The sequence below is a fragment of the Roseomonas sp. GC11 genome (assembly GCF_024437745.1).
In the GTDB taxonomy this organism is placed as follows: domain Bacteria; phylum Pseudomonadota; class Alphaproteobacteria; order Acetobacterales; family Acetobacteraceae; genus Pseudoroseomonas.
Window position 1 is genome coordinate 69,194 of the sequence record NZ_JANFNY010000003.1, and the last position, 13,259, is coordinate 82,452.

13 protein-coding genes are annotated in these 13,259 nt (G+C 72.8%); 6 read left to right on the top strand and 7 right to left on the bottom strand.

Annotated features, from left to right (window positions below):
* Positions 1-53 precede the first annotated feature (53 nt).
* Complete coding sequence (locus NON00_RS01755) at positions 54-1,160, top strand: siderophore-interacting protein (RefSeq protein ID WP_256017024.1); 1,107 nt, start codon at positions 54-56, stop codon at positions 1,158-1,160.
* 151 nt (positions 1,161-1,311) lie between these two features.
* Positions 1,312-2,427, top strand: a complete 1,116-nt coding sequence (locus NON00_RS01760) for an alpha/beta hydrolase (RefSeq protein WP_256017027.1) — start codon at positions 1,312-1,314, stop codon at positions 2,425-2,427.
* Positions 2,428-2,440: 13 nt separating this feature from the next.
* Here NON00_RS01760 and NON00_RS01765 read toward each other — a convergent pair whose 3' ends face one another.
* Positions 2,441-3,127 carry a pyridoxamine 5'-phosphate oxidase family protein gene (locus NON00_RS01765; RefSeq protein WP_256017029.1) on the bottom strand — a complete coding sequence of 229 codons (687 nt, stop codon included), beginning with the start codon at positions 3,125-3,127 and terminating at the stop codon, positions 2,441-2,443.
* A gap of 77 nt (positions 3,128-3,204) precedes the next feature.
* Positions 3,205-4,230 (bottom strand): MBL fold metallo-hydrolase, encoded by a 1,026-nt coding sequence (locus NON00_RS01770; protein WP_256017031.1) that lies wholly within the window; start codon positions 4,228-4,230, stop codon positions 3,205-3,207.
* Positions 4,231-4,367: 137 nt separating this feature from the next.
* Between NON00_RS01770 and NON00_RS01775 the strand changes: the two genes are divergently transcribed.
* Positions 4,368-5,282 (top strand): LysR family transcriptional regulator, encoded by a 915-nt coding sequence (locus NON00_RS01775; protein WP_256017034.1) that lies wholly within the window; start codon positions 4,368-4,370, stop codon positions 5,280-5,282.
* Between the two features lie 12 nt (positions 5,283-5,294).
* On the opposite strand, the gene NON00_RS01780 is transcribed toward NON00_RS01775, so the two are convergent.
* The 3 genes from NON00_RS01780 to NON00_RS01790 form a co-directional block, all read right to left on the bottom strand.
* Complete coding sequence (locus tag NON00_RS01780) at positions 5,295-5,966, bottom strand: DUF4286 family protein (protein WP_256017035.1); 672 nt, start codon at positions 5,964-5,966, stop codon at positions 5,295-5,297.
* A gap of 12 nt (positions 5,967-5,978) precedes the next feature.
* Positions 5,979-7,016 carry a tripartite tricarboxylate transporter substrate binding protein gene (locus NON00_RS01785; protein ID WP_256017037.1) on the bottom strand — a complete coding sequence of 346 codons (1,038 nt, stop codon included), beginning with the start codon at positions 7,014-7,016 and terminating at the stop codon, positions 5,979-5,981.
* Between the two features lie 86 nt (positions 7,017-7,102).
* On the bottom strand, positions 7,103-7,570 hold the full coding sequence (locus tag NON00_RS01790) for a type II 3-dehydroquinate dehydratase (RefSeq protein ID WP_256017038.1): 468 nt from the start codon (positions 7,568-7,570) through the stop codon (positions 7,103-7,105).
* Between the two features lie 160 nt (positions 7,571-7,730).
* Here NON00_RS01790 and NON00_RS01795 point away from each other — a divergent pair, with 160 nt between their 5' ends.
* Entirely contained in the window at positions 7,731-8,474 is a 744-nt protein-coding gene (locus NON00_RS01795) for a GntR family transcriptional regulator (RefSeq protein ID WP_256017040.1), read from the top strand.
* A 33-nt stretch (positions 8,475-8,507) separates the two neighbouring features.
* Complete coding sequence (locus NON00_RS01800) at positions 8,508-9,446, top strand: LysR substrate-binding domain-containing protein (RefSeq protein WP_256017043.1); 939 nt, start codon at positions 8,508-8,510, stop codon at positions 9,444-9,446.
* Between the two features lie 81 nt (positions 9,447-9,527).
* Here NON00_RS01800 and metC read toward each other — a convergent pair whose 3' ends face one another.
* Positions 9,528-10,712 carry a cystathionine beta-lyase gene (gene metC / locus NON00_RS01805; RefSeq protein WP_256017046.1) on the bottom strand — a complete coding sequence of 395 codons (1,185 nt, stop codon included), beginning with the start codon at positions 10,710-10,712 and terminating at the stop codon, positions 9,528-9,530.
* 108 nt (positions 10,713-10,820) lie between these two features.
* Entirely contained in the window at positions 10,821-11,747 is a 927-nt protein-coding gene (locus NON00_RS01810; protein ID WP_256017048.1) for a LysR family transcriptional regulator, read from the bottom strand.
* Positions 11,748-12,019: 272 nt separating this feature from the next.
* On the opposite strand from NON00_RS01810, the gene NON00_RS01815 reads away from it, so the two are divergent.
* A complete protein-coding gene (locus tag NON00_RS01815; protein ID WP_256017051.1) occupies positions 12,020-13,123 on the top strand; it encodes an NADH:flavin oxidoreductase/NADH oxidase in 1,104 nt (367 codons plus the stop codon).
* The last annotated feature ends 136 nt before the right edge of the window (positions 13,124-13,259 follow it).

Here is a 13,259-nt window from a genome sequence, read left to right on the forward strand (position 1 = left end):
GATCCCCCGCTTCCGATCCCCCGCTTCCGATCCCCTGGCCCTGAAAGACTGACATGCCTGCCCTCCAAGCCCGGACCAGCATCCCCTTCCCCCGGATCGCCACCTATCTGGAGCGCATCCTGGCCTCGCTGGCGGCGCATCACCTCACGCTGCGGCCCCTGCCCGGCGGCCACGCGGTCACCTCGCCCTTCGGCGGGCGGGGCCATCTGGTGCCGGGGCCGGGGCGGCTCGACATCACCATCGAGGCACCGGACGGCCCCGCCTTCAACCGGCTGAAGCACGACCTGACGAGCCTGATCGACTTCGTCGCGCGCGAGGAAGCCCTGGTGATCGCCTGGGACGGCGACACCGCCGGGGCGATGCTGCCGCCGGACCTGCGCGTTCTCACCGTCCGGCAGGTGCGGGACGTGACGCCGGGGGTGCGGCGCATCCGCTTCACCGGCCATGACCTCGCCCGCTATGACGCGCCGGACCAGCTGCATTGCCGGCTGCTCTTCCCGGGCGAGGGGAACGCCGCCCCGGAATGGCCGCATCTCGATGATGGCGGGCGCGTGCTCTGGCCGCGCTCGGGCCGGCTGGCCTCGCGCATCTACACCCTCCGCCGCATCGACGCAGCGGCGGGGGTGGTCGAGATCGATTTCGTCCGCCATGCCGGGGATGGGCCGGGGCTGCGCTGGGCGCTGCGGGCGGTGCCGGGTGATGTGGCGGGCCTGCTCGGCCCCGCCGCGCATGGCCCGCGCCCGGCCAGCTGGTATCTCCTGGCGGGGGACGAGACGGGGCTGCCCGGCATCGCCCGCATCCTGGAGGGGCTGCCGGCCACGGCGCGGGGCGTGGCGCTGGTCGAGATCGCCGGGCCGGAGGAGGAACAGGAGCTTGCCCGCCCGCCCGGGCTGGAGATCCGCTGGCTGCACCGCGCGGGCGCCGCGCCGGGCAGCACGCGCCTGCTGGTGGAGGAGGCCCGCCGGCTGGCGCTGCCGGCGGACAAGGGCGGCCTCTTCTTCTGGGGCGGGGCCGAGTTCAGCGCCCTCCGCGACCTGCGCCACTACCTGCTGAAGGAGGCGGGCCTGGCGGCCGGGCAATGCGTCGCCTTCTCCCACTGGCGGCGCGGCATGAGCGAGGAGGAGATCGCCACGGCGGGCGCCTCGTCGATCACGCCCTGAGCGGCGCCGCGTGCCATGGCCGGTGCGGGCGCGGATGCCGCCACTGATGCCGTGGCGGCATGACCCTGATCGACGCCAGCCGGCTAAACGCCGCCGGGCCCCGGGGATAGATCAGCGGGGACGCAATCCGTTTCCGCAAGGAGCCGCCGCCATGGAACAGGATGCCAGCAAGTTCCCCCCCGGGCCGCCGCCGGTGGAAGCCACCCGGCGCGGCGTGCTGAAGGCAGGCGGCACGGGGCTGGCCGCCCTGGGCGCCACCACCCTGGGTGCCACCACCCTGCTTTCCCCCACCCCGGCAAAGGCGCAGGGCATGACACAGGACTGGGACAAGGTCTTCCCCCGCAGCGAGAAGGTGGCGCACCAGAAGGTCCGCTTCCGCAACCGCTACGGCATCACCCTGGCGGGCGACCTCTACACGCCGCGCAACCCGCCCGCCGCGCGGCTGCCGGCGCTGGTCGTCTGCGGCCCCTTCGGCGCCGTCAAGGAGCAGTCCTCCGGCCTCTACGCGCAGACCATGGCGGAGCGTGGCTTCATCGCCCTCGCCTTCGATCCCTCCTATACCGGTGAAAGCGGCGGCGAGCCACGCGACATCGCCTCGCCCGACATCAATACCGAGGATGTCAGCGCGGCGGTGGACCATCTCGGCCTCCTGCCCGCCGCCGACCGTGAGCGCATCGGCGTCATCGGCATCTGCGGCTGGGGCGGCATGGCGCTGAACGCCGTGGCGGTGGACAAGCGCGTCAAGGCCGTCGTCGCCAGCACCATGTATGACATGACCCGCGTCATGTCGAAGGGCTACAATGACAGCGTGACCCTGGAACAGCGCAGCGCGACGCTGGAGCAGCTCAGCCGCCAGCGCTGGCAGGATGCGGAGCGGGGCAGCCCGGCCCATGGCCCCGTCATGAACGAGCTGAAGGGCGGCGAGCCGCAATTCCTGGTCGACTACCACGACTACTACCGCACCCCGCGCGGCTTCCACCCGCGCTCCGTCAATTCGAACGGCTCGTGGTCGCTCACCACCCCGCTCTCCTTCATGAACATGCCGATCCTGCGCTACATCGCGGAAATCTCGCCCCGCCCGGTGCTCTTCATCCATGGCGAGAAGGCGCATTCGCGCTATTTCAGCGAAACGGCCTATGCCGCGGCGGCGGAACCCAAGGAACTGCTGATCATCCCCGGCGCCAACCATGTCGATCTGTATGACCGCGCCTCGGTGATCCCCTTCGACAGGATCCAGTCCTTCTTCACGCAGCATCTCGGCGCCTGAAGGGGGCGCGGCGTCATTCCGGCCCGGCGCGCGGGGCGGGGTCCTGGGCGTGCAGCGCCTGGCGCAGGCGCTCATTCTCCCGCCGCAGCGCCGCGAGCTCCTCGCGCACGGGGCGGAGCACCCCCTCCAGCTCCGCCTGCGTGAGGCGCGGGGTGATGTGCTGCGGGCAATTCCAGTCGAAAGCCTCGACCGTGATGAGGGCGAGGCGCTCGACCCGCCCGGGATAGCCGGCCACGGCCAGCCGCTCCCGCAGGGCCTCATCGGCGGCGGCATCGATGAGGCGCATCCGGCCGAAGATCTTCAGGCGCTGCCGGTGCGCGTAATCCATCAGGAACAGCGAGACGCGGCCATCCGCCTGGACATTGCCGGTGGTGATGTACTGCCGGTTGCCGCGCAGATCGGCAAAGCCCAGCATCCCGTCCTCCAGGATCCGGAGAAAGCCGGGCGGCCCGCCGCGATACTGCACATAGGGCCAGCCGGTCTGCGAGACGCTGGCGAGGTAAAAGCCATCGCGCGCCGCGATGAAGGCGCGTTCGGGCGCCCCGAGGGGCTGGCGCGGATCCTCCCTTCCCGGCTCAGGGCCCGCGAAGGCCCCGCCCTCCTGCACGCCCCCCTGCGTCCACCGCGCCACACCGCCGCCATGCGCGCGCGCGGCGGCGACGGAGGGGGTGGTGGCGATCTCCAGATACCGGCTGCTCATCTCCGCCTCTCCCCGCGCCGCCGCCGGGGAGCTCCCCCGGCCCGGCGCCCTGCCCTGTCCTCAGCCCTGCCCTGTCCTCAGCCCTGCAAGGCCCAGTCCGCCACCTGCCAGCGCATCCGCCCCCGGTCAGCGACGATGCGGCCCAGCCCGGGGAAGGGCATATGCGTCGCGGCGATCAGCGCGCCCTCCGCGGCGGCGCGCGGAAAGAAGCGCTCCCGCATCGCCTGCGCCGCCGCGCGGTCCTGTTCGAATAGGAAGCAGACATCGGTCGCGCCCGGATGCACCACGGGGAAGAGCATGTCGGACACCATGATGAGGCTCTGCCCGCCATCCTCGACCCGCACGCCGATATGGCCGGGAGTATGGCCGGTGAGGTCGACGATGGAGAGGCCGCGCAAAATCTCGCGCTCGCCATCGATCGCCTGGAGCCGGGGGTAGAGGCGCACCAGCTCGGCCGCCATGTCGAAGCTGGGGCGCAGGTAGTCGGGCGCGCCGCTGCGCTTCGCCGGGTCCGTCCAGTGCGCGACGTCGCGCCGGTCGACATAGAGTTCCGCCCCGGGGTAGTTGTTCCGCCCCTCCACAACCAGCCCGCCCATATGGTCCTGGTGCAGATGCGTCACGATCACCGCGTCGATCTGCTCCCGCCGCAGGCCGAGCTGGCCGAGCGCCTGCGGCAGCGCGCCGGTCTGCCCGATGGAGCCGGCCGGGCCGGCATCGATCAGGATGCGGCGCCCCCCTTCCTCGACCAGATACTGGTTGAACAGGAAGCGCACGCCGCCGGGCCGGGCGGTGGACTGCGCGGCCGCGTCCTGCGCGACATCGGCGGCGCTGCGGCCGGGAAAATAGCTGTACGGCATGTCGGCATAGCCATCCGTCAGGGCCGTCACGGTGAAGCGGCCGATGCGGATCTGCGCCAGCGGCGTGACGCTGACCGGGGCCAGGGCCGGGGCCGGGGCCGGGGCCGGGGCTACCGTTCCAGAAACCGTTCCGGAGACCGCTGCCTGGGCCAGGGCGCTGGCGGGCGCGAGCCCGCCGCCCAGCCCCCCCGCGAGCAGGCCAAGGGGAAGGCCACGGACCCAGGCACGGCGGGAGATGTGAGGCATGACACCCTCCTCTGGTCATGGGAATGCGGCGGAGGGCCAGGACGGCCTGCCCACCATAGCGTGACGCTAATGAGCCGGCGTTTGTGGGAGTATCCCGCCCTTGCGGGAGCGAGCCTCCCGCTTTCCGGGAGGATGCGATGGACCGGCTGGACGCGATGGCGGTGCTGCTGGCGGTGGTCGAGGCGGGCAGCCTCTCGGCGGGGGCGCGGCGGCTGGGCGCCCCCCTGGCCACGGTCAGCCGCAAGGTCGCCGAGCTGGAGCGGCATCTGGGCGCGCGCCTCCTGCTGCGCACCCGGCGGGGCCTGGGGCTGACGGAGGAGGGCCGCGCCTTCGTCGCCGCCTCGCGCCGCATCCTGGAGGAGGTGGAGGCGGCGGAGCGCGAGGCCGCCGGCCAGCAGGGCGCGCTGCGCGGGGGGCTGCATGTGACCGCGCCGGTCGCCTTCGGCGAGCGCCATCTCCTGCCCATCGCGCTCGGCTTCCTGCGGGAGCAGCCGGAGATCGACCTGCGCCTGTCCCTGGTCGACCGGCCGATCAGCCTGGTGGAGGAGCATGTCGATGTGGCCCTGCGGATCGGCCATCTGGCGGACAGCGCGCTGATCGCGACGCGGGTGGGCCAGGTGCGCCGGGTGATCTGCGCGAGCCCCGCCTATCTCGCCCGCCGCGGCATGCCACGCCAGCCGGATGATCTGGCCGGGCATGACGGCATCAGCTTCCAGGGCTTCGCCACGGCGCCGGAATGGCGCTACCGGGGGGACAGCGCGGCCTTCGCGGTCGAGCCGCATCCGAAGCTCGCGGTGAACACGACGGAGGCGGCCATCCAGGCGGCGCTGTCGGGGCTCGGCATCCTTCGCGTGCTGTCCTACCAGGTGTCGGAGGAATTGCGGTCGGGCCGGCTGCTGGCCCTGCTGCCGGATTTCGCGCCCGCGCCGCTGCCGGTGCATCTGCTCCACGCGCCGGCCGGCCCGCCGGCGCTCAAGCTCCGGCGCTTCCTCGACTGGGCCGTGCCGCGCCTGCGCGCGCGCATGGCCGGCCTCCCCGCCGGCGGGCCGTGAAGGGGCCGCGCCTCACGCCGGCGCCGCCTGCCGCAGCGAGAACACCTGCGTGCAGAAGACGGGCTCTTCCTCCCCGGCGCCGAGCGCGGCGAAAGCCCGCCGGTGCCGCTCCAGCACGCGGCGCAGCGTGGCCGCGTCCGTGGCCTCGACCAGCAGCAGGCCGGGGAAGCTCGCATCGCCGCCGCGCAGCGCCTTCTCATTCGTCGGCACGGCGGACCCCTCGCGGTCGACTTCGAGCAGCCGCGCGGCGCAGACGCGATCCTCCGCCGCCAGGGCGTCCAGCAGGGGCTCCACCCCGCCGGGCGGCTGGCCGAGGGGCACGGGCAGAGGCAGGGGCAGGGGCAGGGGCAGCAGATGCCCGCCGCCGCCGGTGCCACGGCCGGCGCGGATCTCTCCGCCGCCCCGGGCGAAATTGCGCAGCCCCGGCATGATGCGCCGGGACCAGGGCGTCGGCGCGTTCAGCCGGGCGAGATAGGCCGGGCTGACCAGCACCGCGGCGGCGGCGAGGTCGTAGAGGATCAGGTAGCGGCAGGCCTCCGGCAGGCTGGCGCGGAAGACCCGCACCGCCTCGAAGCCGGGAATGCCCAGCCGCTCCGCCGTGTGTTCGCGCGTCAGCCAGTGCAGGTAATCCGTCTCCTGCTCCGGCGCCACATCGCTCCAGATGGCGAGCATCGCGGGGGTCATGCGGCCGCGCCCCTATTCCATCCGGATGTTGCGGCGGCGGATCAGCTCGCCCCAGCGCCGGGCTTCCTCCGCCTGATAGGGCGGAAAGGCCTCGGCGGTGCCGGCATAGATGTCGATCGCGGCGGCCTCGAAACGCACCCTGACCTCCGGCAGGGCCAGGATCTCGCGGGCCGAGGCGGAAAGCTGCCGCACGATCTCGGGCGGCGAGCCCGCCGGGGCGAAGAAGCCGAAATCATTGGTGGCGCGGTAGCCGGCCAGCCCGCATTCGGCGAGGGTCGGCACCTGCGGCACCTGCGGGCTGCGCTCCGGGCTCGTCACCGCCAGGGCGCGCAGCTCGCCGGACTGGATATAGGGAATGGCCGTCACGGTATCGATGAAGCCGAGCTGCGCCTCCCGCGCGATGACCGCCTGCACCTGCAGCCCGCCCGAGCGGTAGGCGACATGCAGCATCTCCGTCCCCGACATGTCGAGCATCAGCTCCGGCGCCAGATGGGCGATCGTGCCCGCCCCGGCCGAGGCATAGCTGAGCCTGCCCGGCTGCGCCCTCGCCGCCGCGACCAGGCCGGCATAGTCCCGGATGGGGCTCGACGCATGGACGCAGACAAACATGGCATTGCCCGCCAGCAGGCTGATCGGCGCGAAGCCCTTCTCGCTGTCATAGGGCAGCTTCTCGAAGAGGAAGGGCGCCAGGGCGAAGGTGCCGGTGGGCGAGACGCCGAGGGTATAGCCATCGGGCCGCGCGCGGGCCACGGCGCCATGGCCCAGCGTGCCGCTGCCGCCCGCGCGGTTCTCCACCACGAAACTGCCGTTCAGCCGGGCCGAGAGATGCTGCGCCAGCAGGCGCGCCACGAAATCGGTCGAGCCGCCCGGCGCGAAGGGCACGATGACCGTGACGGGCCGGTTCGGATATCCCGGGGCCGGGGTTTGCGCCCGGGCGGCGCGGCCGGCCGCCAGCGGCAGCGCGCCCAGCCCCGCCACAAGCCCCGCCGAGAGCCCCGCCAGCAGCGCGCGGCGGCGGAGCGCCGGCGCCTCTTCTGTCGCATCCCGCATGGTTTTTCCTCCCTGGTGTCGTCTTCTGGTCTTGCGTCTTGTGGTTTTGCGTCTTGTGGTTTTGCCGGGGCCTGGCCGTGGCCGCCTCAGGCCAGCAGCTCCTGCATCGCCCGGATGGCCGTGGCATAGCCGCGGGCCCCGAGCCCGGCGATGACCGCCGTGGCCACGGTGGAGACGAGCGAGCGGTGATAGACCGCCTCCCGCCGGTGGATGTTCGAGATGTGCAGCTCGATGACGGGGCGGCCGAACATCTTCAGCGCATCGAGCACGGGGATGGAGGTGAAGCTCAGCCCGGCGGGGTTGATGACGAGGCCGGCGGCATCGCCATCCGTCGCCTCATGGATCCACTCCACCAGCTGCCCTTCCCAATTGGTCTGCCGGAACACCACCGTGTCGGCGCCCGCCGCCGCGCGGCACAGGGCTTCCACCTCGGCCAGGGTGGTGTGGCCGTAGATGTCCGGCTCGCGCCGGCCGAGGCGGTTCAGGTTCGGGCCGTTCAGGACATGGATGCAGCGGCTCACCGGGGCGGCATCCCGGCCGGGCTTGGGTGACACGGCGTTTTCTCCCCTCTTCGCCGCCATCTCGGCGCAGGTGGAGGAGGGAGTCAACCGATATGATGATAATCATCGGATGATATCGGAAAAAACGGATATTTGACGCCATGCCCGGCTGGTGAAACTCTGCGCGCCTGTGACCCCCGGCCCCGGAGACGAGATGGAGGACAGTTCGGTCGGCGAAGCCGCCTATCGCCGCATCCGCGCGGATATCGTCTTTGGCCGCCTCGCCCCCGGGCAGCGGCTCGGCCTGGACTGGATGCGCGAGACCTATGGCACCAGCATCAGCACCCTGCGGGAGCTGCTGAACCGCCTGGCCTCGGAGGAGCTGGTGGTGGCCGAGGGCCAGCGCGGCTTCGAGGTCGCGCCCGTCTCCACCGCGGAGTTTCAGGAGGTGGCGGCGCTGCGGCTGCTGCTGGAGGCGCATGCGCTGGAACATGCCTTCGCCGCCGGCGGGCTCGACTGGGAGGGCGGCGTGGTGTCGGCCCACCACAAGCTGGCGGCCCTGGAGCGCAGCCTGCTGGCGGGCGAGGCGGCCGATGCGGCCCTGTGGAAGCGCTATGACTGGGAGTTCCACCACGCCCTGATCGCGGCCTGCGGTTCGCGCACCCTGCTGCGGGCGCACATGGCCGCCTATGACCGCTACCTGCGCTACCAGATGGTCGCCGTGGTCTTCCGGGGGGAGGTGGCGGCGGCCGAGCACCGCCGGCTGCTCGAGGCGGCCCTGGCGCGCGATGCCACGACGGCCCGCGCGGTGCTGCGGGCGCATATCGATGGCTGCGTCGCCCAGGTGCTGGCGGCGGGCGGGCTGGACGCCTTCACCACGCCGCCGCCATCGCGCGCCGGGCAGGCGGCCGGGAAGGGCGCGGCACCCCGCGCCAGGGCCGCGCGGCGCGCGGGATGAGCCGCCGGGGCGGCGGCGACAGGAGAGGATGCCGTGAACCACCGCCAGCTTGAGGTGTTCAACGCCGTCATGATCAGCGGCTCCGCCTCGCGCGCGGCGGAACTGCTGCGGGTCACGCAACCCGCCGTCAGCCGCGCCATCGCCGAGCTGGAGGCGGCCATCGGCTTCGCCCTGTTCGACCGGGTGCGCGGCCGCCTCGTGCCCACGCCGGAGGGGCAGCTGTTCTTCACCGATGTGCGCGCCAGCTTCATCGGCCTCGACCGGCTGCGGACATCGGCGGCGCGCATCCGCGATTTCGGCGCCGGCACCCTGCGCATCGCCAGCCTCGCCGCCTATGGCCACACCGTGGTGCCGCGCGCCATCCGCCTCTTCCGTGACCGGCACCCGGATATCGCCATCACCTTCCAGATCGCCCTGTCGTCGCAGGTGCGGGACCTGGTGGTGAACGGCAATTTCAGCCTGGGCCTCGCCGCCGATGAGGTGGATCTCTCCGGCGTCGACCACCGGGTGTTCTCGAGCGGGCGCGCCTGCTGCGTCATGCCGCCGGGCCACCCGCTGGCCAGCCGGGCGGTCATCCGCCCCGCCGATCTCGACGGCCTTCCCTTCATCGCCCTCTCGGCCGAGGACCGCGCGCGGGCGCGCTTCAACGCCGTGCTGGACGCGGCGGGGTCGCGGCCGAATGTGGTGGTGGAAACGCCCTTCGCCGCCACGGTCTGCGCGCTGGCGCTGGAGGGGGTGGGGGTGGGGCTGGCGCAGGCCGTCGCGGCGGAGGGCTTCCTGGAGCGCGGCCTCGTCCTGCGGCCCTTCGAGCCGGAGGTCTATTTCAGGACCTACCTGCTGTTCCGCCCGGACACGCAGAAATCGATCCTGGTGAAGCACCTCGTCGCCGCCCTGCTGGCGGCGCGCGACCAGGGGGCGGGCAAGGCCACCACCCCGCGCCTCCGCGGCACCGCCTCCACCAGGGCGCGCTAGGCCCGCCCGGAAGGGAAAGGCCCCGCGCGGGCGGCGGAATAGGGCGGGGCTGGCCCGGCCCCCAGCGGCGCGCCCGCCCGCTCAGGCCAGGGCCGGCGCGCCGGCGGTGGCCAGGGCGTCCAGCAGCCGCTCCAGCTCGGCCCACAGCTCGCCCTCCTCCTCCAGGCCGATGCTGATGCGCAGCACGGCGCCGGGATGGGTCCAGGGCGTCACGCTGCGGTCGCCCTGGACCGCCATGGGGGCGATCAGGCTGCGCGTGCCGCCCCAGGAGGCGCCGATGGCGAACACCTTCAGCGCCGTCAGGGCCGGGTTGAGCGCCGCCTCCGCCCCCGGCTTCAGCACGATGCTGAACACCCCGCCCGAGCCACGGATGTCGCGCGCCCAGACATCATGGCCGGGGCAGGAGGGCAGGCAGGGATGCAGCACCCGCTCCACCGCCGGGTGGTCCTGCAGGCGGCGGGCGAAGGCCTCCGACACCCGGCCGACATGCGCGAGGCGCAGGCCCATCGTCTCGATCCCGCGCAGCGCCAGCGCCACCTCGTCCGGCGAGACGCCGATGCCGAGGCTGCGCAGCACCTCCTTCAGGCCCTGGCGCAGCGCGAGATCCCGGACGGTGACGGAGCCGAGCAGCAGATCCGAATGCCCGCCGACATACTTGGTCAGCGCCTCCACCGCGAAGTCGCAGCCATGGTCGAGCGGCTTGAACAGCAGCGGCGTGCACCAGGTGTTGTCGCAGCCGACCAGCACGCCCCGCGCCCGGGCCGCGGCGGCGATGGCGGGGATGTCCTGCACCTCCATGGTGCCGGAGCCGGGGGATTCCACCCAGACCAGCCGCGTGCGCGGCTCGATCAGCCCGGCGATGCCGGCGCCGATCAGCGGGTCGTAGAGCGTGTGACGGATGCCGCGCGGCGCGAGATAGTCGCGGCAGACGGAGCGGACCGGGCCATAGGCGTTGTCGGGCACCAGCACATGGTCGCCGGGCAGCAGGAAAGTGAGGAAGACCAGCGACACCGCCATCTGGCCCGAGGGCACCAGCACGGTGCGGATGCCGTTGTGCAGCGCCGTCAGCTGCGCCTCGAGCGTGCGCGTCGTCGGCGTGCCGTGCAGGCCGTAGGTATAGCCGTCGAAGCCGCGCTGGCCGCGCGCGGCGAAGCTGCCGGCATCCTCGTAGAGGATGGTGGAGGCGCGGTAGGTCGGCACCGCGAGGCTGCGGAAGCCCTCCTGGGAGACAACGGGGTGCTGAACGCAGCGGGTCAGGTCGTGCATGGTTTCCCTCGGAAGCGGCGGCGGAACGGGGCCGGTCGGCGGGGGGATCCTGCCGCAGGCCGCCCCGCCGGGGGAACTGACCAGCGGCATGGACTCCATGAGGAAATGTTATGGGCCGCGGCCGCCCCCCGCCGCCTCCGGGGCGGGCGCCGCCGTCCAGGCGCAGCCCATCCAGGCCGCGAGGTGGCCCAGCACATAGCGCGCCCGCGCCGAGACCGGCCATTCCGCCCGGTGGATCAGCCAGAGCGTATCGACCACCGGCGCGCCCTCCTCCACCACCCGGACCGCCTCGGGCCGGGGGAAGGCCCGGCGCGCATAGCGGGGCAGCACGGTGAAGCCCAGCCCGCGCGCCACCGGCTCCAGCAGCAGCGAGACCTGGTTGCTGAAGCCGTGGCAGGGCAGCGCCTGCACCCCGGGATGGCGGCCGAAGCGCTGGCTGAACAGGCGGTTGGCCATGGCCTGGCCATCCGGGTGGTCGATGAAGCCCAGCCGCTGCAGATCCGCCCAGCCCGTGACCGCCTCCCCCGCCGGCACCACCAGCTCCAGCGGTTCCTGCGCGAAGGCGGCCACCTCCAGGCGCGGGTCGTCCGGGCGGCGGGCGGTGAGGCCCAGCTCATAGCGGCTGTCGAGGACGGCCTCGATCACCTCGGCATCGGGGGCGAAGCGGTGCCGCACCACCAGCCCGCGCTGCGCCTGCTGCAGGTCGAGCAGCAGCGGGTAGAGGAAAAGCCCGACGCTGCCCGGCGTGATCAGCCCGATCTCGCCCCGCCTTTCCTCCTGCCCGGCCAGCCGGGCGGCCAGGCAGCGGGCGGCGCGGTCGACCTCGGCGCAGTAGCCGAGCAGGGCGCGCCCGGCCGGCGTCACCTCCACCTGCCGGGGGCGGCGGATCAGCAGGGGGCCGAACCGGGCCTCCAGCGCGCGGATATGCTGGCTGACGGCGGCCTGCGTCAGGTCCAGCCGCTGCGCCGCGCGGGTGAAGCTGCCGAGTTCCGCCGTGGTGGCGAAGGAGCGCAGCCATTCCGGTTTTGCGATCATGATATCTTATTAAAACCATAAGAGAGACGATATTCTCCTGATGGAATACCGGACCTATCTGGAGGTCGACCATCCTCCCAGGACCATGGACCGATGCCCAGCCCCTCGCCCTGCCCGTAGCGCCCTGCCCGTAGCGCCCTGCCTCCTGGCGCGGCCCTGGCCTCCTCCCCCACCACAGCATTTTCCACGCCGCGCGCGCCACCGGGCGCGGCGGCGCCACGCCTCCGGCCGGCCCCCGCGCCGGCCACACGCCTGACGAAAGACACGACCCCATGTCCGCCTTGTTCACGCCCTTCACGCTGAAGGATGTCACGCTGCGCAACCGCATCGCGGTGCCGCCCATGTGCCAGTACATGGCCGAGGATGGCTTCGCCAATGACTGGCACCAGGCGCATTACACCAGCCTCGCGCGCGGCGGCGCGGGCCTCGTCATCGTCGAGGCCACGGGCGTCTCGCCGGAGGGGCGCATCACCCCGGGCTGCCTCGGCCTGTGGAACGACGCCCAGGCCGAGGGGCTGGCGCGCATCGCCGCCGCCATCCGCGCCGCCGGCGCCGTGCCGGGCATCCAGATCGGCCATGCCGGGCGCAAGGCCAGCGCCAACCGCCCCTGGGAGGGCGATGACCATATCGCCGCGGGCGACCCGCGCGGCTGGGAGACGATCTCCCCCTCCGCCATCGCCTTCAGCGACACGCTGCCGCGCGTGCCGCGCGCGATGACGCCGGCCGATATCGCCCGCCTGCGCGCCGATTTCGCCGCCGCCGCGCGCCGCGCCCGCGATGCCGGCTTCGCATGGCTGGAACTGCATTTCGCCCATGGCTATCTCGGCCAGAGCTTTTTCTCCGTGCATGCCAACCGGCGCGAGGATGCCTATGGCGGCGACCTCGCCGGGCGCAGCCGCTTCCTGTTCGAGACGCTGGAGGCCGTGCGCGCCGAATGGCCGGAACACCTGCCGCTGACCGCCCGCTTCGGCGTGCTGGAATATGACGGGCGCGACGAGGAGACGCTGGCCGAGGCCATCACCGTGACGCGCGGCTTCAAGGCGCGCGGGCTGGACTTTCTTTCCGTCAGCATGGGCTTCTCGACCCCGGAGGCGCGGATTCCCTGGTCCACGCCGGGTTTCATGGCACCCATCGCCCAGCGCGTGCGGGAGGAGGCGGGGCTGCCGGTCGGCTCGGCCTGGGGCTTCCACACGCCGCAGCTGGCGGAGCAGGCCGTGGCACAGGGGCAGCTCGACCTCGCCATGGTCGGCCGCGCCTTCCTGGCGAACCCGCACTGGGCCTATGAGGCAGCCAGGACCCTCGGGGTGGAGAAGGCCGCCTGGGTGCTGCCCGCCGCCTATGCCCATTGGCTGGAGCGCTACCGGCCGGTGGCCTGAGAGACGGGCAGGCCGCCTGTGGCTTGAGGGGGCTTTGCCCCCTCAAACTCCCCCCTTTCTTCCTTTGGGCAGGGGACAGGGTCCCCTGCACCCGCCCTCAGAAAGGGATTCCAAAGGCCTCTGGCCTTGGGTGGCT